The 23,106-nt window shown below is 38.2% G+C and carries 23 protein-coding genes, 3 pseudogenes and 1 riboswitch; of the genes and pseudogenes, 14 read left to right on the forward strand and 12 right to left on the reverse strand.

Features of this window, described 5'->3' with window-relative positions; genetic code table 11:
• Positions 1-118: 118 nt before the first annotated feature.
• Positions 119-1,806: pseudogene (ggt, locus tag MUW56_RS18150) on the reverse strand (gamma-glutamyltransferase).
• Between the two features lie 318 nt (positions 1,807-2,124).
• Between ggt and MUW56_RS18155 the strand changes: the two are divergent.
• Positions 2,125-3,091, forward strand: a pseudogene (locus tag MUW56_RS18155) (NAD-dependent epimerase/dehydratase family protein).
• Positions 3,092-3,175: 84 nt separating this feature from the next.
• Positions 3,176-3,928, forward strand: coding sequence for a polysaccharide deacetylase family protein (locus tag MUW56_RS18160; protein ID WP_292014509.1), 753 nt, complete (start codon positions 3,176-3,178; stop codon positions 3,926-3,928).
• A gap of 50 nt (positions 3,929-3,978) precedes the next feature.
• Here the strand turns inward: MUW56_RS18160 and MUW56_RS18165 are convergent, their stop codons facing one another.
• Positions 3,979-5,184, reverse strand: coding sequence for a metallophosphoesterase (locus MUW56_RS18165; protein WP_292014510.1), 1,206 nt, complete (start codon positions 5,182-5,184; stop codon positions 3,979-3,981).
• A gap of 69 nt (positions 5,185-5,253) precedes the next feature.
• Positions 5,254-6,321, reverse strand: coding sequence for a 3-oxoacyl-ACP synthase III family protein (locus MUW56_RS18170; RefSeq protein WP_292014511.1), 1,068 nt, complete (start codon positions 6,319-6,321; stop codon positions 5,254-5,256).
• A 101-nt stretch (positions 6,322-6,422) separates the two neighbouring features.
• Between MUW56_RS18170 and MUW56_RS18175 the strand changes: the two genes are divergently transcribed.
• The 8 genes and pseudogenes from MUW56_RS18175 to MUW56_RS18210 all read left to right on the forward strand — a co-directional run bounded on the left by MUW56_RS18175 (position 6,423) and on the right by MUW56_RS18210 (position 12,696).
• Positions 6,423-6,992: a hypothetical protein gene (locus MUW56_RS18175; protein WP_292014512.1), complete on the forward strand. Its 570-nt coding sequence runs from the start codon at positions 6,423-6,425 to the stop codon at positions 6,990-6,992.
• 72 nt (positions 6,993-7,064) lie between these two features.
• Positions 7,065-7,726: pseudogene (gene ubiE / locus MUW56_RS18180) on the forward strand (bifunctional demethylmenaquinone methyltransferase/2-methoxy-6-polyprenyl-1,4-benzoquinol methylase UbiE).
• Positions 7,727-7,729: 3 nt separating this feature from the next.
• Entirely contained in the window at positions 7,730-8,512 is a 783-nt protein-coding gene (locus MUW56_RS18185; protein ID WP_292014513.1) for a porin family protein, read from the forward strand.
• Positions 8,513-8,650: 138 nt separating this feature from the next.
• On the forward strand, positions 8,651-8,953 hold the full coding sequence (locus MUW56_RS18190) for a hypothetical protein (protein ID WP_292014514.1): 303 nt from the start codon (positions 8,651-8,653) through the stop codon (positions 8,951-8,953).
• Positions 8,953-9,240, forward strand: a complete 288-nt coding sequence (locus MUW56_RS18195; protein WP_292014515.1) for a cell division protein ZapA — start codon at positions 8,953-8,955, stop codon at positions 9,238-9,240. Before MUW56_RS18190 ends, MUW56_RS18195 begins: the two co-directional genes overlap by 1 nt.
• Positions 9,241-9,467: 227 nt before the next feature.
• Positions 9,468-11,036, forward strand: a complete 1,569-nt coding sequence (rny, locus tag MUW56_RS18200) for a ribonuclease Y (protein WP_292014516.1) — start codon at positions 9,468-9,470, stop codon at positions 11,034-11,036.
• Positions 11,037-11,109: 73 nt separating this feature from the next.
• Positions 11,110-12,351: an MFS transporter gene (locus MUW56_RS18205; RefSeq protein WP_292014517.1), complete on the forward strand. Its 1,242-nt coding sequence runs from the start codon at positions 11,110-11,112 to the stop codon at positions 12,349-12,351.
• A gap of 168 nt (positions 12,352-12,519) precedes the next feature.
• Positions 12,520-12,696, forward strand: coding sequence for a hypothetical protein (locus MUW56_RS18210; protein ID WP_292014518.1), 177 nt, complete (start codon positions 12,520-12,522; stop codon positions 12,694-12,696).
• Between the two features lie 92 nt (positions 12,697-12,788).
• On the opposite strand, the gene MUW56_RS18215 is transcribed toward MUW56_RS18210, so the two are convergent.
• The 5 genes from MUW56_RS18215 to MUW56_RS18235 form a co-directional block, all read right to left on the reverse strand.
• Complete coding sequence (locus MUW56_RS18215; protein ID WP_292014519.1) at positions 12,789-13,724, reverse strand: putative sulfate exporter family transporter; 936 nt, start codon at positions 13,722-13,724, stop codon at positions 12,789-12,791.
• 168 nt (positions 13,725-13,892) lie between these two features.
• Positions 13,893-14,768 carry a LysR family transcriptional regulator gene (locus tag MUW56_RS18220; RefSeq protein ID WP_292014520.1) on the reverse strand — a complete coding sequence of 292 codons (876 nt, stop codon included), beginning with the start codon at positions 14,766-14,768 and terminating at the stop codon, positions 13,893-13,895.
• Between the two features lie 202 nt (positions 14,769-14,970).
• The gene (locus tag MUW56_RS18225) at positions 14,971-16,278 is read right to left on the reverse strand and encodes a voltage-gated chloride channel family protein (RefSeq protein ID WP_292014521.1); all 1,308 of its coding nucleotides are present in this window, start codon (positions 16,276-16,278) and stop codon (positions 14,971-14,973) included.
• A 31-nt stretch (positions 16,279-16,309) separates the two neighbouring features.
• Positions 16,310-16,377: riboswitch (Fluoride riboswitch) on the reverse strand.
• Positions 16,378-16,463: 86 nt separating this feature from the next.
• Positions 16,464-17,300, reverse strand: coding sequence for a GLPGLI family protein (locus MUW56_RS18230; RefSeq protein ID WP_292014522.1), 837 nt, complete (start codon positions 17,298-17,300; stop codon positions 16,464-16,466).
• A 79-nt stretch (positions 17,301-17,379) separates the two neighbouring features.
• On the reverse strand, positions 17,380-17,847 hold the full coding sequence (locus MUW56_RS18235) for an acyl-CoA thioesterase (protein WP_292014523.1): 468 nt from the start codon (positions 17,845-17,847) through the stop codon (positions 17,380-17,382).
• 121 nt (positions 17,848-17,968) lie between these two features.
• Between MUW56_RS18235 and MUW56_RS18240 the strand changes: the two genes are divergently transcribed.
• Both MUW56_RS18240 and MUW56_RS18245 read left to right on the forward strand, forming a co-directional pair.
• Complete coding sequence (locus MUW56_RS18240; protein ID WP_292014524.1) at positions 17,969-18,322, forward strand: arsenate reductase family protein; 354 nt, start codon at positions 17,969-17,971, stop codon at positions 18,320-18,322.
• Between the two features lie 71 nt (positions 18,323-18,393).
• On the forward strand, positions 18,394-18,579 hold the full coding sequence (locus tag MUW56_RS18245) for a hypothetical protein (protein WP_292014525.1): 186 nt from the start codon (positions 18,394-18,396) through the stop codon (positions 18,577-18,579).
• Positions 18,580-18,654: 75 nt separating this feature from the next.
• Here MUW56_RS18245 and gcvT read toward each other — a convergent pair whose 3' ends face one another.
• From gcvT to MUW56_RS18265, 4 genes are all read right to left on the reverse strand, one after another.
• Positions 18,655-19,731 (reverse strand): glycine cleavage system aminomethyltransferase GcvT, encoded by a 1,077-nt coding sequence (gene gcvT / locus MUW56_RS18250; protein ID WP_292014526.1) that lies wholly within the window; start codon positions 19,729-19,731, stop codon positions 18,655-18,657.
• Positions 19,732-19,738: 7 nt separating this feature from the next.
• Positions 19,739-20,209, reverse strand: a complete 471-nt coding sequence (locus MUW56_RS18255; RefSeq protein WP_292014527.1) for a hypothetical protein — start codon at positions 20,207-20,209, stop codon at positions 19,739-19,741.
• Positions 20,210-20,211: 2 nt separating this feature from the next.
• The gene (gene idi, locus MUW56_RS18260) at positions 20,212-20,721 is read right to left on the reverse strand and encodes an isopentenyl-diphosphate Delta-isomerase (protein ID WP_292014528.1); all 510 of its coding nucleotides are present in this window, start codon (positions 20,719-20,721) and stop codon (positions 20,212-20,214) included.
• Between the two features lie 92 nt (positions 20,722-20,813).
• The gene (locus MUW56_RS18265; protein ID WP_292014529.1) at positions 20,814-21,347 is read right to left on the reverse strand and encodes a Pr6Pr family membrane protein; all 534 of its coding nucleotides are present in this window, start codon (positions 21,345-21,347) and stop codon (positions 20,814-20,816) included.
• 289 nt (positions 21,348-21,636) lie between these two features.
• On the opposite strand from MUW56_RS18265, the gene MUW56_RS18270 reads away from it, so the two are divergent.
• The gene (locus tag MUW56_RS18270) at positions 21,637-22,047 is read left to right on the forward strand and encodes a phosphoheptose isomerase (protein WP_292015439.1); all 411 of its coding nucleotides are present in this window, start codon (positions 21,637-21,639) and stop codon (positions 22,045-22,047) included.
• Between the two features lie 85 nt (positions 22,048-22,132).
• Positions 22,133-23,089, forward strand: a complete 957-nt coding sequence (locus MUW56_RS18275) for a D-2-hydroxyacid dehydrogenase (RefSeq protein ID WP_292014530.1) — start codon at positions 22,133-22,135, stop codon at positions 23,087-23,089.
• Positions 23,090-23,106: the final 17 nt, after the last annotated feature.

The following is a 23,106-nucleotide window of genomic DNA, read 5'->3' on the forward strand; positions in this document are numbered from 1 at the left end:
ATTACAAGTTATCAGCTTTTTTATTTGAAAGTATTCATTGATTATCAGGCATAAAGAAAGGGCTGGAATAAAAATTCCAACCCTGTTTTTATAGGCTATATTTTTGGGAGTCACTCAATTATTCAGTGGCTACGGAATCATCTCCACGGCCATCTGCCACGGCATGAATGTTTCCATTTTCGTCCAGTACAATCATTTCTGTTTTTCCGATCTGTTTTACCTTTTCAATGACATAATTTTTACTTTCCAGCTCAGAAATGGTACTTTGCGGGAAGTTGTTCTCTACCTTTATTGATTCCGGAAGCCACTGATGGTGGAACTTGGGAGCATTCACGGAAATGTTGGCATTTAATTTAAAATCAACTACATTGACAATAGACTGATACACTGAAGTAGGGATGGTAGTTCCCCCCGGCGTTCCCACCACCATATAAGGCTTTCCGTTCTTAAGCAGGATGGTAGGGGTCATGGAAGACAGCATTCTTTTATTGGGCTGGATTGCGTTGGCTTCACCTCCTACAGCACCAAACATATTCGGTACCCCGGGTTTGATAGAAAAGTCGTCCATTTCATTATTTAAAAAGAATCCTGCTCCGGAAACCACGACCTTACTTCCGTAATATCCGTTAAGGGTTGTCGTCACAGAGGCAGCGTTTCCATCCTTATCAAGGACAGAAATATGAGTGGTTTGGGTAGATTCTTTAGGCTGAGGGATGATTTTTCCCACTTCTGCACTTGGAGTGGCCTTATTGAAACTGAAACTTTTCCATCTGTTTTTCAGATATTCATCAGAGATAAGGTACGATGTTTTGTCCTCAATAAAGTCAGGATCACCCATGTATTCCGCTCGGTCTGCAAAGGCTCTTCTTTCAGCTTCGGTCATAATCTGAACTGCTTTTGTGGAGTTCTGCTGATATTTTTCAAGATTTTCAAAGCTTGCCATTCTAAGCATTTGGGCAAGTAGCAGTCCGCCGCTTGAAGGGAGTGGCATAGAAACGACACGGTTTCCTTTATAATCGAATTCTAGGGCTTTTCTTTCAGCAACTTTATAATTTTTAAGGTCTTCCAGGGTGATAATTCCATTGCCTCTCTTCATTTCTGCCACCAGAAGCTGGGCTGTTTTTCCTTCATAGAAACCTTTAGCTCCTAGTTTCTGAATCAATTTTAACGTTTCAGCCAATTCTTTCTGAACTAATATATCACCTGCTTTCCAGGGGGTATCTTTTACAAAAACGGTAGAAGACTGGTTGTGTTTCTTGAAGTGCTCCCTGTTATTATTCAACATATCGGCTTCCTGTTCTGTAATGGCAAATCCCTGTTCTGCAAGATCGATAGCAGGCTGGATGATCTTTTCCATCGGAAGTTTACAGTACTTTAAGGTCGCAAAAAGCCGGCTACACTTCCGGGGATCCCTACAGCAAGTCTTCCGTTCTGCGAAAGGTCAGTATCTGCTCTTCCTTTTTTATCCAGATACATATCTCTGGAAGCTTTTTTGGGAGCGGTTTCCCTATAGTCTAAAGTGAATCTTTCACCGGTATTTTTTACGCCTACCAAAAATCCGCCGCCGCCGATGTTTCCTGCCTGAGGATATACTACAGCCAAAGCATACTGGGTGGCTGTAACTGCATCATAAGCATTTCCGCCCATTTTTAATATGCTGGCACCGGCTTCACTGGCCAAAGGGTGCGCAGATACGACCACTCCTTTATTTTTTACTTTTACTTCCTTTACAATGCTGATATCTGTAAATTGAGCCCAGCCTAATTGGCTGGCTAATAAGATCGACACAATTAAAATCTTCTTCATACGATTGTTTTTCTATGAAACAAAATTATAGATTTTTGTGTAAATCATAGTCAACGATAATGATGTAAAAAGTTTTTTGTTTAAAATAATCATAATCTCCCTTTCAGGCTTGAAAAAGCAGACCATTGCCCGTGCTGTAGATCAGATCGGTTCCGGTAACATATGCTGCTATTATGGACAATCAGATATTCACAAAAGGGGCATGTCCGTGGATGATTTTCGATGCCTGTTCCGGATGATGTTTTTTTTAAGTACACCTTTTGTATTATGGTTGACATGTTTTTTTTACTTTTGTACAATTCTAAAAAAATCTGAAAAATGGAATCCTATACGGAAAGAATACTGATTACGGGTGCTCTTGGACAAATCGGCACCGAACTTACCAATAGACTTGTTGAAATCCACGGAGCGGAGAATGTAGTCGCTTCAGGACTGGACAGATGGCAGGAAGGAATTACCTCTGCAGGGCATTATGAAAGAATGGATGTTACTAATACACAATTAGTAAGGCAGGTGATTCAGGATTATGACATCACTACTGTGTATCACTTAGCTTCGCTTTTATCCGGAACTTCCGAAAAGCAGCCTGTTTTCGCCTGGAAACTCAACCTGGAGCCTCTGCTTCATTTTTGCGAAATGGCGAAGGAAGGACTTATTAAAAAGATCTTCTGGCCAAGTTCAATCGCGGTGTTTGGAAAAGGAATTCCAAAGGAAAATGTAGGCCAGGAGGTGGTACTGAACCCAACAACGGTTTACGGGATTTCTAAAATGGCGGGTGAAAAATGGTGTGAATACTATTTCGATAAATACGGAGTGGATGTAAGAAGTATCAGATACCCGGGATTGATCTCCTGGAAGACTCCTGCGGGAGGCGGAACAACCGATTATGCTGTTGAGATTTTCTATAAAGCAATAGAGGAGGGGAAATATACAAGTTTCATTTCTGAGAATACAGGAATGCCGATGCTATATATGGATGATGCCATCAATGCAACCTTGAAATTAATGGAAGCTCCAAAAGAAAAACCTATCGGTTCGTTCCTCTTATAATTTGGGAGGAATGTCATTTACCCCAAAAGAACTGGCAGAAGAAATTAAGAAAGAAATTCCTGATTTCACCATTGATTACAACCCGGATTTCAGACAGGCTATTGCCGATTCCTGGCCGGCTTCAATTGATGATTCAGTGGCTAAAAAGGACTGGGGTCTGACGTATGATTTCGGGATTTCTGAAATGACAAAAGATATGATCAAGAATCTTAAAGTAAAATTGGCTAAGGATTAATAATGTAAAGTAATGCTTTAATTAATTTTTATTTTAACATCTGATTTTTAGTTTATTATAAATTTTATATAGAATTTAATTTAAATGGTATTATTGACTTTCAATATTGTAAATATCGAAGCGGAAGCAAAAAACGGCTTCACAATCACCGGTGAAGAAAGGCTGAAAACGACAGAAGATAATACCAAAGCAATTCTGAGAATTTTAGATATTCATGACATAAAAGCAAGTTTTTTCGTTGAGGTTGCGCTCGTTGAAAAACTGCAGAATCTTATAAAAGCAATTTCATCCAAAGGGCATGAAATTGCTTTTTATAATAAAGGTTCCAATCTTACGGAACTTGAAAATGCCAAGCGGAATATTCAGGATCTTTTGGAAAAACAGATCCGAGGAATTCGTCAGAAGGATGTAAAAGTGCCGCAGGAAAATTTGAAGCTGCTGGAGTTTAATTACGTTTCCAATATCGACAATGCCAATATTCTGTTCCCGTTCAAACGTCTGAAACGGGATACGGAAATTACCGAGGAGGACGGATTGAGTATCGTACCGGAAAGTATCTCTCCTTACAGTCAATTGCCCTACAATGATTTTGTGTTTCAGATCCTGCCGATGAAATATTACCAGAATATGATGCTGGAAACACTGCAGAATGAGGAATTTGTACTGATCTATCTCAATTCATGGCAGTTTACAGACTTTAAAAAGTACCGTTTTGAGATTCCTTTTTACAGGAGTCTGTTTTCGGGCAAAAAAATGGAGGACAAATTAGATGCCCTCCTTACGTTTATCAACGAGAAAGAACTAGCCGTTTCCCGTATGAAAGATTATATTTTTTAAGTTGCAGACGGTAGACGTAGATTGTCTCACACCCCGCTTCCCGCACCTTGCTAGCTCAATTCAAAAAGAGTAATCTCCGGTAATACCCCGACTCTTCCCGGATAACCCAATACGCCAAAGCCTCTGTTGACATACAGCAGCTTCCCTTCGCTTTCGTAAAGGTCTGCCCATTTCGGGTACCGGTACTGAACCGGTGACCATTTGATATTTTTAAGATCCAGGCCAAACTGCATTCCGTGGGTGTGCCCTGAAAGGGTTAAATGAATGTTTCCCGGGTGTTTTTTTACCACATAATCAAAATGGGTAGGATCATGGCTCATTAAAATTTTTGTCGCGGAATCCGGTATGTTTTTTAAAGCGTCATCAATTTTACCAAATTGGGGGAACGGTTTCAGTCCCCAGTTTTCAACTCCCAGGATGAATAATTTTTCTCCGTTTTTTTCAATGACCCTGTTTTCATTTCTCAGCATGTCAAAGCCTGCCTGTCTTTCATAGTCGATCAGGGTATCAAGATTTTTCTTTTTGGCATCCGGTGAAGCCCAGGTTATATAATCACCATAATCATGATTTCCAAGTACCGCAAATTTTCCGTCTTTAGCTTTTATTTTTGAAAATAGAGGTATGAATGGTTTGAACTCATCAGCTACATTGTTCACCATATCTCCGGTAAATAGTACCAGGTCAGGATTTTGTTCATTGATCAGGTCTACAGCGTGCTGGAGCTTACTCGGGTCCGAGAAACTTCCGCTGTGGACATCAGAAATCTGAATGACCTTATAGCCTTTGAAGCTGTTCGGGAGATTCGTCAGTTTTACTTTTACCCTTCTTACTTTATGGCGGTATTTTCCGAAGGTAATACCATCAATGAAGAGTGCGGAAAGGACGCCGCTCATTCCCAGTCCTACCAGACTCAGAAATTTTCTTCTCTCCGGGAAAAAGTGGTCCGTCGGTCGTGTTAATCCTACCAAATAACCACCCGTTCTGAAGATGTCATCAATTAATAAAAACAGAACCACGAAAATTTTGGGAAGGATAAATACTAAAAATAAGGAAATCATGATCTGAGCCCTCATCATGCTCCGTTCTGACCGCTGATAATGAGTCACCTCGTAAGCAAAAACGCCATAAATAATTAAAGATATCACCCAATAGCCGGTCCGCAACCAAAAATTGTCTGTCAGCGTTCTTATCGCCTGGTAAATATAGATCTCTAAAAACAGGAAGATCCCGGCAATGATTAAAAAATTCTTTTGCATAGTCTGATTTAAAAAAAGCACAAAGAATAATTTCCTGTGCTTTTTATATTTTCTGTTGTTTAAATATTTTTAAGGAAATCTGTAAACGATAGCATTGATGTTCATTCCGGCACCTACCGAAGTCATCACAATGTTACCATTATCTTTAAACGATTGACCTGCCATTTTTCCTTTAATTATTAAATCATACATTGTAGGAATGGTTGCTACAGAGGTATTCCCAAGATCCTGAATGGTCATAGGGGAGATTGCATGATCGTATTCTTTGACGTCATAAAGCCTGTGAAGTCTTTCAATCATCGCATAATCCATTTTGGCATTGGCCTGGTGGATCAGGATTTTATCGATATCTTCAATAGAAAGACCTGCATCTGTAATGGTGTCTTTGATGGCAACCGGAACGTTCTTAAGAGCGTATTCATAGATTTTTCTTCCCAGCATTCTCACATAAAGACGTCTTTGGTCAACTTCTTTATTGATGGATGGAGCATTTTCAAGATAGTTCAATTCCGGGCCGTTGTCACAGATTGTATTGTGAGCAATAATCCCTACATTTTCATCATCAGTAGCTTTTACAACTACCGCACCTGCACCGTCAGCAAAAATCATTCTGTTTCGGTCATGCGGATCAGTCACACGGCTTAAAGTTTCCCCACCGATTATCAGGATTGTTTTGGCTACTTTAGCCTTGATTAAATTGTCCGCTAATATCATGGATTCTACCCATCCCGGGCATCCGAAAAGCATATCATACGTTACGCATTTTCTGTTTTTGATTCCGAGTTTATTCTTTACTCTTGCAGCCATGGTTGGCATGAAATCAGCGTATCCGTGTTCGGTAACTTCCCCGAAATTACTTGCATAAATAATATAATCCAGTTCTTCGCCGTCTACTTTTGCATCCTCAAGGGCAATTTTTGCGGCTTCATAACCGATCTGTGAGTTGGAAAGATCATCCTCAATGAATCGCCTGTTTTCGATTTCTGTAATTTCTACAAACTTCGCAATGGTTTCTTCCACAGGCTTTTCAATTTTTACCCCGTCTTCTGTGTAGAACTCGGAATTCATGAAGTAATCTCTACCAATAACTCTGTTCGGGATGTAAGATCCAGAGCCAATAATGATCGTATTCGGCATTCGTTTATATGATTTTTTTAAAGTTGCAAAGTTAATAATTAATATTAATAACGGAGAATTAAAAATATTATTAAATTTGCAAAAATTGTACTTTACAATCTATGAAAAACAACTCGTCCTTAAAAGGCTTACTTATTGCAGCTGTGGCATTTATCGTTGCCTTTGGGATCTACTTCCTTTTTTTAGCCAAGAAGAATTATTATGTTGTAGATAATCCTACCCCCAACACGTATTATTTTAAAATCAATAATGGTTCTGAAGGAATCATTTCAGCGGGGCAGTATGTGCATGTGGATTTGAATAAAGGGAAAAACTCTATTCAGGTTTTTGATCAGAATAAAAAAATGCTTTATGATTCAGCATTTGAAGTGAACAAACTTCGGGGTTTGATTAATATTGCGCATCAGGATTATTATGTGAATGATCAGTATTACGGATATAACCTTAAAAAGGATTCGTTATTGCTGGCCCTTGATAAGACGACAATTGACGGAAAGGATTATTTCGGAGCCCCAAAGCGTTTCAATAAGCTTTACACAGAAGATTTTTACTACAATGTGGATGAAGATTATGACAAAATCATCAAGAATATCCAGAAAGTGGAATCGAGATCCAAGATCTTCAGAAAGCAGGATTACCTAAATTATTATAAAGAATATTACAAGTTTTAAGTTTTGACAAAAGATATCACCAAAGTTACTCCCTACAATTCAGAGGCTACCAAGAAAAGCCAGGTAGAGGATATGTTCGACAATATTGCGCCGAAGTATGACCTTTTAAACCGTGTTTTATCCATGAAAATTGACATTTTATGGAGAAATAAACTGGTTAAATGGATGAAAAATGATAATCCGCAGGAAGTGCTGGATGTAGCTACAGGAACGGGAGATCTGGCAATTACCATTGAAAAAGGAACCGGTTCAAAAGTAGTTGGATTAGATTTATCACAACAAATGCTTAATGTTGGCGTTATTAAAATAAAAAAACTTAAATTAGACGGCAAAATTTCAATGCAAAAGGGGGATGCAGAAAATCTGCCTTTCGAGGACAATAGATTTGATGCTGTTTCCGTTGCATTTGGAGTGAGGAATTTTGAGAACCTTACCAAAGGTTTGGCAGAGTTAAGAAGAGTAGTTAAAGATAACAAGAGTGTTTATATACTGGAGTTTTCAAAGGTTGAGGGTTTGATGGGACCGCTTTATATGTTTTATTTCAAAATATATTACCTGCCATAGGCAGACTGGTTTCCAAAGATAATAGGGCGTATACATACCTTCCGGATTCTGTAAATGCTTTTCCTTTCGGGGAAAAGATGAAGCAAATTCTTTTAGATACGGGATTTAAGAAAGTAGAATATAAAAAACTAAGTTTAGGTATAGCCACAATTTATAAAGCAACAAAGTAACCTATGAATAAATTTTTATTAAGAGCACTGGTTTTAGCCTCAGTAAATGTTGCCGTTTTTGCAAACGCGCAATTTAGAACCCGAAACAGAATGGATAAGTTGGAAGATTTCGACGAGCAGAAATTCAGTTGGGGTTTTTATTTGAACGGGAATAGACTGGACTACCGCATTGTACTGCACCCGAGGTATGGTATGAATGATAATCAAAATCTTGTTACCTCTAAGGAAAGTTACAGTTTCGGTGCCGGGCTTATTGCAAAATGGAGACTGAACGACTATTTGGATGTAAGAATAGAGCCGGGTTTACAGTTTGCACAAAGACAGTTGACTTTTAATACTCAATCTAATGACCTCTATGCAGGCGGATCTTTAACCAATCCTCCTTTCATGCCTTTCCCTCTGCAGGATAAAGATAAAGTAAGAGAAATCAAATCTACATTGATCGATATTCCTGTTATGCTGGAGCTTCATGGGCAGAGATGGTACAATTCAAGACCTTATGTTGCAGCCGGAGTCAATTATGTAGTAAACCTGCAGTCTAATGCAACTTCTACCGATGACAATATGCAGGGGATCTTCAGATCTACCACCCATAATTTTGCATGGTCTGCAGAAATGGGAATCCAGTTTTATTTCAACAAATTTAAACTGACTCCTGCCATCAGAGGAACATTCTTCATGAACAATGAAAAAGTGGCAGATAATGCAACTACGCCTCCGTATTGGGCTTCTGCAGTCTCTACATTGCAGACGAGAGCCGTAATGTTTGTGCTGAAATTCGAATAAGAAATATCATATTCAAAATACAAAGGAGATGCATCTGCGTCTCCTTTTTTATGGGGATACCAAAATATAGAGCGTTTTATTTTTGTTAGTGTTATTATTTTTTTATTTTTGCTTCTAGTTAGAATATACAAACCTGAAATGCTTCAAGATTTAGAAAACAATTTTTCAGAATTAGAGAAAAAGATTTTGGCTCTGCAAAAGAATTATAAAAATCTTACTGAAAGATTATCGGAATTAAGTGTTGAGCATGATGAACTGAAGGTGAAATACGACGAGGAGAGAAGAAAGAATCAGGTATTAGCAGAAGAGCAAAAAAATATAAAACTTTATTCAGCAATATCAGGAAATCCTGAACACAATAGGTTAATGAAAAATCATATCAACAGATTGGTAAAAGAAATTGATTTCTGTATTGCTCAGCTTCAAAACAGTGGACTATAATGGAGGTAAGGAGAATAACCATAAACATTGCAGGAAGGGTATATCCGCTGAACGTACCGGCAGCAGAGGAGGAAACTTTGCGTAAAGTCGGGAAGCAGATCGAGAATATGATTAAAGATTTTGAACAGAACTTCGATGTTAGAGATAAACAGGATGCATTGGCAATGTGTGCCCTGAAACTGGGGACGAATGCGGAAGTGTTTTCTCTTAACTACGAAAAAAATATTAATTCAACCAACGAAAGATTAGTTCAGATTAATCAAATGTTGAATGAAATCGGGAAATAGATTTTTTTTCCTGAAAAAGACTGCCTACAATAATTCTAACACATTAAAGGTAAACTCAACGCTAAACAATTACCGAGCAAATGTCCATTGAATGGCGTGCCGGATTCCCGGATTACAGACAGTGGAAATCAGTTCAAATCGTGTTGATTAGGAGTTTACTCTCAATCGCTGAATTGTTGTAGGTTTTTTTATTTAAATAGTAAGACAATTAAAACTCAATATATATTATGACAACAGCCATTATAGTAGGCGTTATTTGTTTAGTAATTGGGGCGGTGATAGGGATGTTTTTTTCCAGGAGCTCATTGAATACTAAGGCAAAATTTATCATAGATGATGCAAAGAAAAATGCCGAAAACCTTATAGAAAAAGCTAATGTACAAGCTGAATCCATAAAGAAAGAAAAGAACCTTCAGGCTAAAGAAAAATTCCTGGAATTGAAATCTCAGCATGATGCTGACATCCAGTCCCGTGAAAAGAAAATGCAGGAAGTAGAAAAAAGAATCAAGGACAAGGAGCATAAGCTGAATGATGAGCTTAGCAAAACCGGAAAACTGGAGAAGGATCTTGATAAGCAGATTGCAGATTACGCTAAGAAGAATGAAATTTTAGAAAGAAAACAGCAGGAATTAGATACAGCTACGGCAAAAAAAGTTGAAATACTTGAAAAAATCTCTAATTACACGGCTGATGAAGCTAAGGCAGAATTGGTGGAAACCATGAAGGCTGAAGCTAAAACAAGAGCACAGGCACACGTTCAGAGCATTATGGAAGAAGCTCAGATGAATGCTAAAAATGAAGCGAGAAAAATCGTTATCCAAACCATTCAGAGAATCGGAACCGAGCAGGCTATCGAAAATTCAGTATCTGTTTTCAACATTGAATCTGATGAAGTGAAAGGTAGAATTATCGGTAGAGAAGGTAGAAATATCCGAGCTCTGGAAGCGGTAACAGGCGTGGAAATTATCGTTGACGATACGCCGGAGGCCATCCTTCTTTCATGTTTCGATCCGGTAAGAAGAGAAATCGCCAGATTATCCCTTCACAGATTGGTTACAGACGGTAGAATTCACCCGGCAAGAATCGAAGAAGTGGTGGAAAAAACGAGAAAACAAATAGAAGAGGAGATCATTGAAGTAGGAAAAAGAACAATCATTGATTTAGGAATCCACGGATTACACCCTGAATTGATCAAAATCGTAGGAAGAATGAAGTACCGTTCTTCTTACGGGCAAAACTTACTACAGCACTCAAGAGAAGTAGCCAACATCGCTGCAACAATGGCTGCTGAATTAGGATTAAACGTAAAACTGGCCAAAAGAGCAGGTCTGTTACACGATATCGGTAAAGTTCCTGAGCAGGAATCTGAATTACCGCATGCTTTATTAGGAATGCAGTGGGCTGAGAAATATGGTGAAAATCCTGAAGTGGTTAATGCAATTGGAGCTCACCACGATGAAATTGAAATGAAATCCCTATTGTCTCCGATCATTCAGGTAGCGGATGCTATCTCAGGAGCAAGACCGGGAGCAAGAAGACAGGTATTGGAATCATATATCCAGAGATTGAAAGACCTTGAATCTGCCGCATTAAGTTTTGACGGAGTATCAAGTGCATATGCCATCCAGGCAGGTAGAGAATTAAGGGTAATGGTAGAGAGTGGAAAGGTAAATGACGAAGTCGCTTCCCAGTTATCATACGATATCTCTGAAAAAATCCAGAATGAGCTTACCTATCCGGGACAGGTAAAAGTAACAGTAATCAGAGAAACGAGAGCGGTGAATATTGCCAGATAATAATCGGATTAAGATATTTAATAAAAACCTTTCAAGAAATTGAAAGGTTTTTTATTTTTATCAAAACTTAAAAATGCAAGAACTGTCCCGGTCTTCAAAACTGAAGTACATTTTCTCTATTCCCGTTATTATTTCCGCCTTAGGCTATTTTGTTGATATTTATGACCTTCTTTTATTCGGGATCGTTAGAATCCCCAGTCTGAAAGCGTTGGGGCTTAATCCGGATGCTGATGGAACCTTTATTCTAAACTGCCAGATGGTAGGACTGCTTATCGGCGGTGTTTTCTGGGGAATCTTTGGAGATAAGAAAGGAAGGCTGTCCGTCCTTTTCGGATCTATTCTGGTCTACTCACTGGCCAATATGGCCTGTGGTTTTCTTCCTTATTTTCCCAAAGAACATTTGGTGTATCAATATGCAGGCTTAAGGTTTATTGCAGGAATAGGCCTTGCAGGAGAACTGGGTGCCGGGATTACGCTGGTTTCAGAAAGCCTGCCTAAAAACTTAAGAGCCATAGGAACTTCGGTAGTGGCAGGTTTCGGGCTAATGGGAGCTGTAGTAGCCCAGCTGACCGTAGAATTAGCTGGTGGATGGAATATCTCGTATATTATCGGAGGAGTGATGGGAATCTTATTGTTACTGTTAAGGATCAGCGTTTCAGAATCCGGAATTTATAAGAATATTGAACATAAAAGTGTTTCAAAAGGGAATTTTCTATCCTTTTTCACGAATAAAGACAGATTGATAAGGTATGTAAAATGCATTGCAGTAGGATTGCCCACCTGGTACTGTATAGGGATTCTGGCGGTTTTAGCTAACCAATTTGCTCCTGAATTTGGAATAAAGGACCTCAACCCTGGAAAAGCTATTATGTGGGCTTATATAGGGATTTCTGCCGGTGACCTGATGAGTGGTTTTATTTCACATGCCTTAAAGTCCCGTAAAATGGCTATATTTTATATGCTGGTCTTTACTCTGGTCGGAGTAGCGGTCATGCTTTTTGGAAATACCAATACAGAAACCAAATACTATCTGTTCTGTGTATGGTTAGGATTTGGAACAGGATATTGGGCGATGTTTGTGACCTTGGCTGCAGAGCAGTTTGGAACGAATATCCGGAATACAGCTACCACCACCGTACCCAATATGGTAAGAGGGCTGGTACCGGTGATGATTTTAGCTTTTGATTTCTTTAAAAATCATTTTTCAGTGGTGGAAAGTGCAGCCATTGTAGGGGTGGTGGTGTTCGGTCTTGCATTTTATTCTTCATTGACCATTTCAGAAACCCATGACAGAGACCTTGAATTTATAGAATAATTAATTTTGTTTAATAAATAATAATGTTTTAATCCTTGTTTTAAATATATTAATTGATTTATAATCAATAAATTATAAAATTTGTTTTAATTTATGTTGCGTGTAATTAATATTTGTTTAACTTTGGAAGGTAACTAAAACTATATTGTTTAATTAAAACTAAATCACATGAACATTATTAAAAATGCTAAAAAATTAAGAAAAGAAGATCTAAAGAATATCGCAGGAGGAATAAGTGGAAACCCTGATTTATCTCTTTGCGGATGCAGCTGTTCAGGTTCTGTAACCTGGGCCATGGTACTGCGTACAGTATATCGGTTGTCCTCAGGTGTATACTTGTGGTGACTCAGCGATCTAAAGAATTATTTCAACATGAAATAAACATTTCCACATTTAATATGCAGAACCCTCTTGAAATCAAGAGGGTTCTGCTTTTTTTAATGAATAATATAGAGCAGGCTGCCAATACTGATGGTAACCCAAAGGAGAACAGCCGTAAGCAAAGGCCTGAAGCCTATGGTTTTCAGGGTCTGGATAGAAAGGGTAGAGCCTATGAAAAATAAGGTCAGATTCAATCCGGATTTTGCCAAAGCAGTTATTGCAGTACTAAAACGGTCAAAAAATGGGAAATAGGTGTTCAGGAGGATAGCAAGGATGAAATACCCGATAAACCATGGGATTTTTATTGTAGACTCTTTATTTTTAAAGATAAACATGGTGATCACAGAAACGGGAATGATCCATAAAGCACGGGCCAGCTTCACTGTGGTGGCTACCTTCAGGGCTTCATTACCATACTTACCCGCAGCACCTACTACAGAACTTGTATCATGTATTCCCACAGCACACCATAGACCGAACTGTTCCTGTGAAAGATTCAGCAGGTGCCCGATAGCCGGATAAACAAACAAAGCAATGGAATTTAAGGTGAAAACAATAGCCAGCGCCAGGGAAATCTGCCTGGTGCCGGGTTTAATAATAGGGGATACAGCTGCAATGGCACTCCCTCCGCAGATCGCTGTTCCGGCAGACAGCAGATAGGCTAATGGTCTTTCGAGCTTGAATATCCTTCCTAAAAAATAGCCTAAAACCATGACGGTTACAATGCTGACAACAGTTAGTATCAATCCTGTTTTTCCGGCATGGAGGGCTTCGTCCAGTTTTAAGCCGAATCCTAATCCGACAATGGAGATCTGCAATAGGAGATGGATATATGGGTGAAGATGCTTTTCAAATGGATTTCCGATGCAAACAGCTAATATAAAGCCTGATGCAAGGGCTATGGGAGAAGATATAAATGGAGTAAGGCATAAACCCGCCAATATCATAAATACTGTTTTCCGTGTCGTTTCATTTTGAATGAAATCTTTCATACTGCGAACTTTTAAAATCTGCATCAAAATTCCGCAATTTATTATTACAAAGTAAATTGTATTTTGTTATGTTGAATAACTAGAAGTTATATCTTTGCTTACTGCTTACTGCTTACTGCTTACTGCTTACTGCTTACTGCTTACTGCTTACTGCTTACTGCTTGCTTGTCATTCTGCAAATCTCAGGAAAAGCTGAATCAATTCAGATTGCGCTCCTTTAGGAAGAATAAAGTGAAAATCTCTTTCAATACTGAAGTTTTTAATATCAATAACGGTCAGAATATTATTCTTGAGCTCATTTAAAATAGTACTGATGGAAAGAAAAGCCATACAGTCTGAGTGAAGAAGATAATTTTTAATACTTTCACTGCTCCCAAGCTGAATGACCGTATGGAGCTCACTGATATTGATTTCTTTCTCCTTTAGCCGGTTTTGAATAAACTCCAGGGTTCCGGAGCCATGTTCGCGGAAGATAAGATTGAGGTGATACAGATCTTTTAGCTGTAAAGTCTTATTGGCTAGCGGGTGATCCGTTTTGGCTGCCAGTACAATTTCATCAGGCCTAAAACGTTGATAATCAAAATAGGAAGACTGGGATTCCCCTTCAATGATTCCAAGGTCTATTTTTTCCTCTTTTAAAAGGGTTGAAATCGTTTCGGTGTTTCCGGTAAGAAGCTCAACTTTGATATCTTTATAATAGGTATTGAATTTAGCCAGTATTTCCGGTAAAATGTACTGCGCAACAGTTGTACTGGCTCCAATAAGCAGCTTTCCCTTATGTTGTTGGCTGATTTGGCTGATTTCAAACTCAAGATCACGGTAAATGCCCCGGATTTTTTCGGCATATTCATACAGGATCTTTCCGCTTTGTGTTAGCTGGATGGATGTTCCTTTGCGGTCAAACAATTTTGTGCCCAATTGAGTCTCGATTTCCTTGATGTGCTTGGTAACAGCCGGCTGGGAAATATGAAGCTCTTCCGAAGCTTTGGTGAAACTTAACCTGGAAGCTACGGTATGGAAAACTTTTAACCTATAATCAAACATGGTGTAAAAATACGAATTATAGCTGTAAGTTGAGTAATGCAGTGATGGAGTTGGTGGTTGAGAGTTGCTAGCTGACAGTTTGATGGTTGACAGGATACAAACTTTTAATATTGAACTATCAACTAAACTTCTTAGCTCATTATCTTTTTCAACCTTCATCATTACCCTTAACCACAACTACCAACCATCAACCAACCCCTTTCTACAAAAAGTCCGAGATAGATTTATCCTGCTGGTTTTCATATCTCTTATTCTTAGCTTCACCGATTTGCTGTCTGGTATAAATGCTGTTATGCCCTGAAAGAAGATACGAAACAACACAGGCAATCGCTACATAAACACCGCATTCTGCCCCAAATAGTTCAATACCCATAAGCATACAGGCCAGCGGCGTATTGGTAGCGCCGGCAAATACGGCAACAAATCCCATTCCTGCCAATAATCCGAAAGGAAGCGGGATAAACAGCGATAAAGCGCTTCCCAATGTGGCTCCTATAAAGAACAAAGGAGTTACTTCACCTCCTTTAAATCCTGCAGCAAGCGTTACTATGGTAAAGACCATCTTTAATACAAAATCATACAGCGGAAGCTGCTTTTCAAAAGATTCTACAATGACCGGAATCCCTAATCCTATATATCGCGTTGTTCCCATTGCAAGGACCGCAAGAGCAATAATAATCCCGCCGGCTGCCGGACGGAGTGGAGGATAGGTGATTCCTGATTTAAAAGCCGAGCCCATCCAATGAATCATTTTACTGAAGGCAGCGGCACAGATTCCAAAAGCTATTCCCGCTAAAATGCTGTACAGAATCGGTAAAAACGCCAGCTTAGGAATAAAATCAATAGGATAATGAGTATGCTTTACGTTCCATAGATTCGTGACCCAATCTGCCAGTACAGCGGAAGCAAAAGCAGGAAAGATAGCGTTATAACGTATTCTTCCTATCAGAAATACCTCAAGACCGAAAACGGCACCCGCCAGCGGAGTTCCGAAAACCGAACCAAAACCGGCTGCTATAGCAGCAATGATCAATGTTTTTCTTTCGTTCTTATCCAGTTTGAACGGATTGCTAAGCTGATCAGCAATTGCTCCGGCCATCTGAAGAGCAGTTCCTTCGCGTCCGGCTGAGCCCCCAAAGAGATGGGTGGCAATCGTTCCCAGATATACAAAAGGCGCCATTTTGAAAGGAATGATTCCTCTTGGATTATGAATGGTATCAATTAAAAGGTTGTTCCCAGCTTCAACATCTTTTCCCTGGTAATAATATAAAAGTCCGATCAGAAAACCTGCAACGGGAAGCAATGCGATGAGCCAGAGATGACTTTCTCTGAAATGTGTGGCCCATTCCAGCGATTGCAGAAATCCGGCAGAAGCCGTTCCTGCTAAGGCACCAATGATGATACTGATGACCAGCCATTTAAAAATATAAGGCAGAGCCGGAAATTTTCTGAAGAAAAAATGAGTGTGGAAAACTGCTTTTTTACTCAATGTTCGCTGACTTTTTGACATAATACTCCTGATAAGTTATTGGTTAATAATCTCTTAATCAGGCGTCATCAGCTTTTGTAGAGCGGTTGGGTAAGGAAGAACACCATTTCCTTTTGTTCGTGCAAATATAAAAATAAGAATCTGTTTGACAAAAATAATATATCTGCTTTCTTTCAGCAAGCTTATAACTGAAATTTTTTAAATTGTTACTTCGGGTAATGGACCGCCTTATCAATCTCAAGCGGATTATTGTATTTTCTTATCACTTCCTGCATATTTTTGGTTTGGGTATTCAATTCATCAACATTATGGATTTCTTTTCCATTGATATTGATTTTTAAATCACTATTCGCTTTACTGAAGTTATTTCTTTCAAAAGCAAACGGATCGTTATAGAACTCCATGATCAACTTATATTTTTGTTTTTCATTGATGGGAATCGCTTTATTTCCGAAGTTGGATTCCAGAAAATCTTCTGTAGAGTACATCCCGGGAAGTTTCCTGCTTTTTACAAGATGATACATGAAATTTTTCTGAGTATCTGACAATTCAAAAATTAAACCCGGCAGTCCACGAAACTTAAAGGGCCCTTCATGAAAAGGAATATCTTTACAAAACCATGCTGTCCAGTTCCTGCCTCCAAATGCAGCCGTTGCTTTCTGCAGGGTATAGTTATCAACTTTTTTTGTTTCGCCGGAAATTTTCCAGTTGATTTTATCAGTGGTTTTAAATGAATAATATCCATTTTTAATATTGATGAAATTTTCATGATCAAAAGAGCTGGTTTTTCGCTTGACCACCTGCCCGGACATGTCCGTATGACTGGAATTCATTCCGAATTTTTTATTTAAAGAATCTGTAATGGCCAGATGTTGCCCGTAAAATTTAACTTCTTTTGGAGTGATATCCAGAATCATATTCAGCTTTTCGTAACCTGCTTCCGCAGAATCCATTTTATACTGGAGTTCATACATGAATCTGTGAGTCTGGGAATGCAGTAAACTGATAATCAGTAAAGCGGAGATGGTGAAAATATGTCTCATATTCTATACTATTGGAATGTTTCTGGTCAGGCCTCTTACTTCATTTCCGGATTGTGAACCCCGGACCCCAATTGTTTCTTTACAAAAAAGGTTTCATTTCATCTTCAATCTGAGTCCTCAATTCCATCAGGCGTTTGGCATATTGCTCCAGCTGTTTTTCCTCTTCAGTCTCAGGAACCCATTTGGGAACAGGCAGTTTTTTCCCATTTTCATCCACTGATACAAAAACAATGATACAATGGGTCTTTTTATCAAAATTCGGCTGCTTCAGGTTTCTTGAATAGACATTGATGGCAATATGCATACTTGAAGTACCGGTGTAGATCACCTGGGCATCTACTTTTACCACTTCGCCGATCTTAATAGGTTCATAAAACCGGATTCCTCCTACATACACTGTTACAGAATAATTTCCGCTCCAGGTCGTAGCACATGCATAACCTGCCTGATCAATCCATTTCATTACACTTCCGCCATGTACATTTCCTCCGTAATTAACATCTGAGGGTTCTGAAATAAACTGAAAAGTAATAGGCTTGTTCTCCATCTTTATAAAATTTGAATAAAGTTATTTAATAATTTTCAAAGTTTTAGATTAAATCCTACTTTTGAAAGACGAAAGGGTAATGAAAAAGATTTTTTAATCAATAACAGATTTATAAACCATAATGAAGAAAGTATTTTATCTTAACACCTGTGATACCTGCAGAAAAATTTTAGCTCAATTCGACCTTACGGGATGGGAACTCAGAGAAATCAAAAAAGAACCGATCACCGGGGAAGAGCTGGAAGAAATGCATAAAAAAACAAAATCATACGAAGCATTGTTCAGTAAAAAATCCACTCAGATTAAGCTGAGAGGACTCGATGTAAAGACTCTGACAGAAAAAGACTTTAAAGAATTGCTGCTGGATCATTATACCTTTTTGAAAAGACCGGTTTTCATTACCGAAAAAGAGATCTTCGTAGGAAATGATAAAAAAAACGTAGAAGAATTACAGAAATTTTTTGGAATAAACTAGTTGGTTTGATGTAAATATTTGATTTTAAAATAGTTATTTTTAAATTTACAGTTCACTAAAAATATTTTAATATGAAAACGAACTTTTTAAAATCAAAAAATCTGAACCGATCAGAATTAAAAGAGATTAACGGAGGAATAGTTTCCCTGAATCCATGCAGTGTTTTATGCGGACCTGGCGGCGGAGTGATCTCTACCAGACCGGGAATCGGGGATGCATGCAATTCAGACAGATCAGTTTGTTGCATCTGCTACTAAACGCTCAGGAATAACAATTAAAAAAAAACGCGGGCTAAACTAGCCTGCGTTTTAAGTATATTTCTTTACAAACAATTATACAAAAGGAGCTTTTACCACTTTTGCAGGAATGTTTTTGTTTCTTACCTGAATGAAGATCTCAGAACCTAGTTTGAAATGAGGTTTGTCTACATAAGCAAGACCTAGACCGATCTTTTTCATTGGAGATTGTGTTCCGGAAGTTACTTTTCCGATAACGTTACCTTCTGCATCTACAACCGGGTAGTCGTGTCTTGGAACTCCTTTATCCTGAAGCTCGAAACCTACTAATTTTCTGCTAACTCCTTCTTCTTTCTGTTTTGCGAAAGTGTCCTTGGATACAAAATCTTTATCAAATTTTGTGATCCATCCTAAACCGGCTTCAATTGGAGAAGTCGTATCATCAATATCATTTCCGTACAGGCAGAACCCTTTTTCCAGTCTTAAAGTATCTCTGGAAGCCAATCCGCAAGGGATGATTCCCTCTTCTTCACCTGCTTTCATGATTTCATCCCAAAGCTGTTCCGCATTTTCGTTTTTGAAATAGATTTCGAAACCTCCGCTTCCCGTGTATCCGGTATTGGAAATGATGATATCATTTACTCCTGCCACACTTCCTACTGTAAAGTGGTAATAAGGGATTTCGGAAAGATTAACCTCTGTAAGCTTTTGAAGAATTTCAGTCGCCTCAGGACCCTGGATAGCCAATAATGACATATCATCCGAAGCATTGGTCATTGTCGCTCCGAAGCTGTTGTATTTGGAAATATGGTTCCAGTCTTTATCAATGTTTGAAGCGTTTACAACCACAAAATATTTATCATCTTCCATTTTGTAAACGATAAGGTCATCTACAATTCCGCCGTTTTCGTTGGGAAGACAAGAGTACTGGGCTTTTCCGTTTTCCAAAGCATCTACATTGTTGGTCGTTACCAATTGCAAAAGATCTTTTGAACCCGGACCTTCTACAAAAAATTGCCCCATGTGGGAAACATCAAATAATCCTGCTTTTTCTCTTACTGCAAAATGCTCTTCAGTTACTCCTGAATATTGTACAGGCATTTCAAAACCTGCAAAAGGTACGATTTTAGCTCCTAAGGAAACATGTTTGTCGTACAAGGCTGTTTTCTTCATATTTAATTTATTTCTTTATTTTAAAGCTATTGAAAGTCTCATTGAAAAGGGTCATATAATTTCCGTTCCAGAATTTCTGGCCACAGTTGATGCTGACCAGATACAGAACTTTATCTTTTTGAAAAGCTTTGGTAACCCAAAAAAGCTTTTCTTTTTCATCAAAATATTCGTAGAAATACTCCGTATATCCCTTTTTACTTTTATTGTCCTTTACCTTATTCTCCGGATCTTCTGATTTGTACAGGGCCAGGATGAATTTTTTCATCTCTTTTTTCGGAAGGTCCAGATCATGGTATTCTGAAATAGTAATGGCGCCGATTTCGCTGGCAGGAAAAATATTGACAATTTCATTATCATTAGTAGATTTCCAGCCTTCCGGAATATTGATTGAATAATTGGGGTTGTCGTAAACTTTTGTATTCTGGGCAAAAAATAAACTCCCTGAAACAAAAGCAAAAGCAAGCAGTATTTTTTTCATAGCTAAAAATGGTGTTTGTATTCTTCAAGAATAATCTTGAACCATTCTGTAAAATTTTCAGGAGTTTCGGCAATTTCTTTATCCAGATCTTCCGGAGATATAAATCGTACTTCTTCCACTTCATCTTTATTTAAGTTAAAATCAGATTCATGGTGTCCTACGAATACGTGATCCAGTTCGTGTTCCCAAAGACCTCCGCCAACATCTGCTTTATAGATAAAATAGAATTTTTCTGAAAGCTCCGCTTCAATTCCAAGTTCTTCTTTAAGCCTGCGCTTTGCTCCATTCAGATAAGTTTCTCCTTCTCTGGGATGGGAGCACACCGCATTGGTCCACTGATTCGGAGAATGATATTTTCCCGAAGCTCTTTTCTGAAGAAGCATTTCTCCTTTACTGTTGAATAGAAATACCGAAAAAGCACGGTGCAACAGACCATTGATGTGAGCCTGCTGTTTTTCCATCAGACCCAGAACTTCATCTTCAGGATTCACTAAAACTACAAATTCTTCCATTTCTACAAATGTAAGTGTAATAAATGTATTTTGGAAATTTTTAGATAAACATCATGTCTAATAATGAACAACGAGTCTGCCGAAGACTACAATTATCTATTGACAGCTTTTTTGAGACGGATCAGCAGCGCAGATAATCCAATAAAGAAAATCAAAATAAGGAAAGCGTTGGCCAGTACTTTTGCCCACCCCAATTCTGCTACATTCATAAAAGGATAGGGATAGAACCCTGAAAAACTTCCTCTTATTAAAATGTAAATCAAATACAGAAGCGGATATACTGCCCATGATAAGATCATCCGATAGTGCAGCCCTTTTTTATTTTCATAGAGATACCAGTAAATAATGACGAAGAGGGGAATAATACTGTGAAGAAGCTCATCCGTTACTTTTTGTAGGCCTACAGGATTCCATGTCTGCCGAAGAACTATCTGGTACACCAGTCCCACAATAAGAATGTAGACGGTAATAGCGGTTAACGTTCCTGAGCGGGCGAATTGCGAAGAATTATTTTCTATAATATTGAAGGTGAAGTATAGAGCAATAATTAAATTGGTAAGGATCGTGAAAAAACTAAAGAATCTGATGGTTGTTTCCCAAAAAGAAACCCCGCTTGTTTCAAGCATTAAAAAATATTGTGTTATAAGAGCAAACCAGCCGGCCAGACAAAAGAGCAGAGATAGGGTCCTTTTCATAAACATGGATCATACGATGAATATAAAGATAGTAAACTAATTTTATTTTAATAGAACAAGATTTTGAAATGAAAAATTTTAACTAAAAACAGTGAATTGATGTATAAAATGTTTAAATTATTTATTGAATACATTTTTTTGTAGTAAAATTTTAACTTAAACTAAGATTAATGGGTCTGATAGATGTAAAAACGCTAACTTTGCTACTTAATGTTTAATGATGGAATTAGAATACATAGAGCATTTGAGTCCAATTCTTAAGGACGGAATAAAAAATTACTTAATAGACATAGATGGAACCATTACCGATGACGTTCCTAATGAAGAACCGGAAAGAATGGTTACCTGTGAGCCATATCCTGATGCATTGGAAACGATCAATAAATGGTATGATGAAGGTCACCAAATCTGTTTTTTCACTTCAAGAACTGAAAATCTGAAACAAATCACAATCGACTGGCTGGATAAACACGGTTTTAAATACCACAGTGTACTCTGCGGAAAACCAAGAGGTGGAAATTATCACTGGATTGATAACCACCTGGTAAGAGCAACTAGATATAAAGGCAGATTTACAGATTTGGTAGAAAAGCAAGTGACTATTGAAGTGTTCAAAGAAGACGAAGAATAAAAATATAATCCAAAAGATTTAAAAATTAAATGTGAACTCATCGCTTTAATTTTTAAATCTTTCATTTTTTAATATAGTTGTATTTATGAAAGTTTTAGCAAACGACGGCCTTGATCAATCTGGAATTGATGCATTAGCAGAAAAAGGCTTTGAAGTCATTACGACAAAAGTTCCCCAGGAATTTTTAGTAGATTACATTAATGAGCATAAGATCCGTACTTTATTGGTGAGAAGTGCAACACAGGTAAGAAAAGATATCATTGATGGCTGCCCGTCTATTGAAATTATCGGTAGAGGAGGTGTTGGTATGGATAATATCGATGTAGATTATGCAAGAGAAAAAGGAATACATGTAATCAATACTCCTTCAGCTTCCTCAGAATCGGTGGCTGAGCTTGTTTTTGCCCATTTGTTTTCAGGGGCAAGATTTCTTCAGGATTCCAACAGAAAAATGCCTTTAGTGGGAGATACAGAATTTGCTGGACTTAAAAAAGCATATGCTGCCGGGATCGAACTGAGAGGAAAAACGATCGGTATTGTGGGGATGGGAAGAATAGGACAGGAAGTTGCAAGAATTGCTTTAGGACTCGGTATGAGAGTTGTTGCAGCTGATAATAATGTAGGAAGAGCCAGTATTAAAGTGAAATTCTACAATAACCAGTTTATCAATGTGGATATAGAAACTGAACCGCTGCAGGAGGTTTTAAAACATTCAGATTTTATTACTTTACACGTTCCTGCTCAGAAAGACGGGTACATGATTGGTAAAAATGAGTTTGATATCATGAAAGAGAGTGTTGCCATTGTCAACTGTTCCAGAGGGGGAGTGATTGATGAGACTGCTTTGATTGAAGCATTGGATTCCGGTAAAGTGAGATTTGCAGGACTTGATGTTTTCATTAATGAGCCGACTCCTTCTAAAGAGGTTCTCGCTCATTCCAAGATCTCTCTGACTCCTCACACCGGAGCTTCTACCCTTGAAGCGCAGGATAGAATAGGACTTTCCCTGGCAGAGCAGATTTCAAGTATTTTACAGATTTAGTAGTTACAATCAAATAA

This window comes from Chryseobacterium sp., from assembly GCF_022869225.1.
In the GTDB taxonomy this organism is placed as follows: domain Bacteria; phylum Bacteroidota; class Bacteroidia; order Flavobacteriales; family Weeksellaceae; genus Chryseobacterium.

Excerpts from the sequence above, each read along its gene's own strand:
- rny (WP_292014516.1), top strand. The coding sequence starts at position 9,468 with ATGACAACAGCCATTATAGTAGGCGTTATTTGTTTAGTAATTGGGGCG.
- gcvT (WP_292014526.1), bottom strand. The coding sequence starts at position 19,731 with ATGAAGAAAACAGCCTTGTACGACAAACATGTTTCCTTAGGAGCTAAA.
- MUW56_RS18205 (WP_292014517.1), top strand. The coding sequence starts at position 11,110 with ATGCAAGAACTGTCCCGGTCTTCAAAACTGAAGTACATTTTCTCTATT.
- MUW56_RS18190 (WP_292014514.1), top strand. The coding sequence starts at position 8,651 with ATGCTTCAAGATTTAGAAAACAATTTTTCAGAATTAGAGAAAAAGATT.
- MUW56_RS18240 (WP_292014524.1), top strand. The coding sequence starts at position 17,969 with ATGAAGAAAGTATTTTATCTTAACACCTGTGATACCTGCAGAAAAATT.
- MUW56_RS18165 (WP_292014510.1), bottom strand. The coding sequence starts at position 5,184 with ATGCAAAAGAATTTTTTAATCATTGCCGGGATCTTCCTGTTTTTAGAG.
- MUW56_RS18275 (WP_292014530.1), top strand. The coding sequence starts at position 22,133 with ATGAAAGTTTTAGCAAACGACGGCCTTGATCAATCTGGAATTGATGCA.
- MUW56_RS18225 (WP_292014521.1), bottom strand. The coding sequence starts at position 16,278 with ATGTCAAAAAGTCAGCGAACATTGAGTAAAAAAGCAGTTTTCCACACT.
- MUW56_RS18175 (WP_292014512.1), top strand. The coding sequence starts at position 6,423 with ATGAAAAACAACTCGTCCTTAAAAGGCTTACTTATTGCAGCTGTGGCA.
- MUW56_RS18265 (WP_292014529.1), bottom strand. The coding sequence starts at position 21,347 with ATGCTTGAAACAAGCGGGGTTTCTTTTTGGGAAACAACCATCAGATTC.
- MUW56_RS18215 (WP_292014519.1), bottom strand. The coding sequence starts at position 13,724 with ATGAAAGATTTCATTCAAAATGAAACGACACGGAAAACAGTATTTATG.
- MUW56_RS18220 (WP_292014520.1), bottom strand. The coding sequence starts at position 14,768 with ATGTTTGATTATAGGTTAAAAGTTTTCCATACCGTAGCTTCCAGGTTA.
- MUW56_RS18195 (WP_292014515.1), top strand. The coding sequence starts at position 8,953 with ATGGAGGTAAGGAGAATAACCATAAACATTGCAGGAAGGGTATATCCG.
- idi (WP_292014528.1), bottom strand. The coding sequence starts at position 20,721 with ATGGAAGAATTTGTAGTTTTAGTGAATCCTGAAGATGAAGTTCTGGGT.
- MUW56_RS18255 (WP_292014527.1), bottom strand. The coding sequence starts at position 20,209 with ATGAAAAAAATACTGCTTGCTTTTGCTTTTGTTTCAGGGAGTTTATTT.
- MUW56_RS18160 (WP_292014509.1), top strand. The coding sequence starts at position 3,176 with ATGGTATTATTGACTTTCAATATTGTAAATATCGAAGCGGAAGCAAAA.
- MUW56_RS18210 (WP_292014518.1), top strand. The coding sequence starts at position 12,520 with ATGAACATTATTAAAAATGCTAAAAAATTAAGAAAAGAAGATCTAAAG.
- MUW56_RS18230 (WP_292014522.1), bottom strand. The coding sequence starts at position 17,300 with ATGAGACATATTTTCACCATCTCCGCTTTACTGATTATCAGTTTACTG.
- MUW56_RS18170 (WP_292014511.1), bottom strand. The coding sequence starts at position 6,321 with ATGCCGAATACGATCATTATTGGCTCTGGATCTTACATCCCGAACAGA.
- MUW56_RS18185 (WP_292014513.1), top strand. The coding sequence starts at position 7,730 with ATGAATAAATTTTTATTAAGAGCACTGGTTTTAGCCTCAGTAAATGTT.
- MUW56_RS18270 (WP_292015439.1), top strand. The coding sequence starts at position 21,637 with ATGGAATTAGAATACATAGAGCATTTGAGTCCAATTCTTAAGGACGGA.
- MUW56_RS18245 (WP_292014525.1), top strand. The coding sequence starts at position 18,394 with ATGAAAACGAACTTTTTAAAATCAAAAAATCTGAACCGATCAGAATTA.
- MUW56_RS18235 (WP_292014523.1), bottom strand. The coding sequence starts at position 17,847 with ATGGAGAACAAGCCTATTACTTTTCAGTTTATTTCAGAACCCTCAGAT.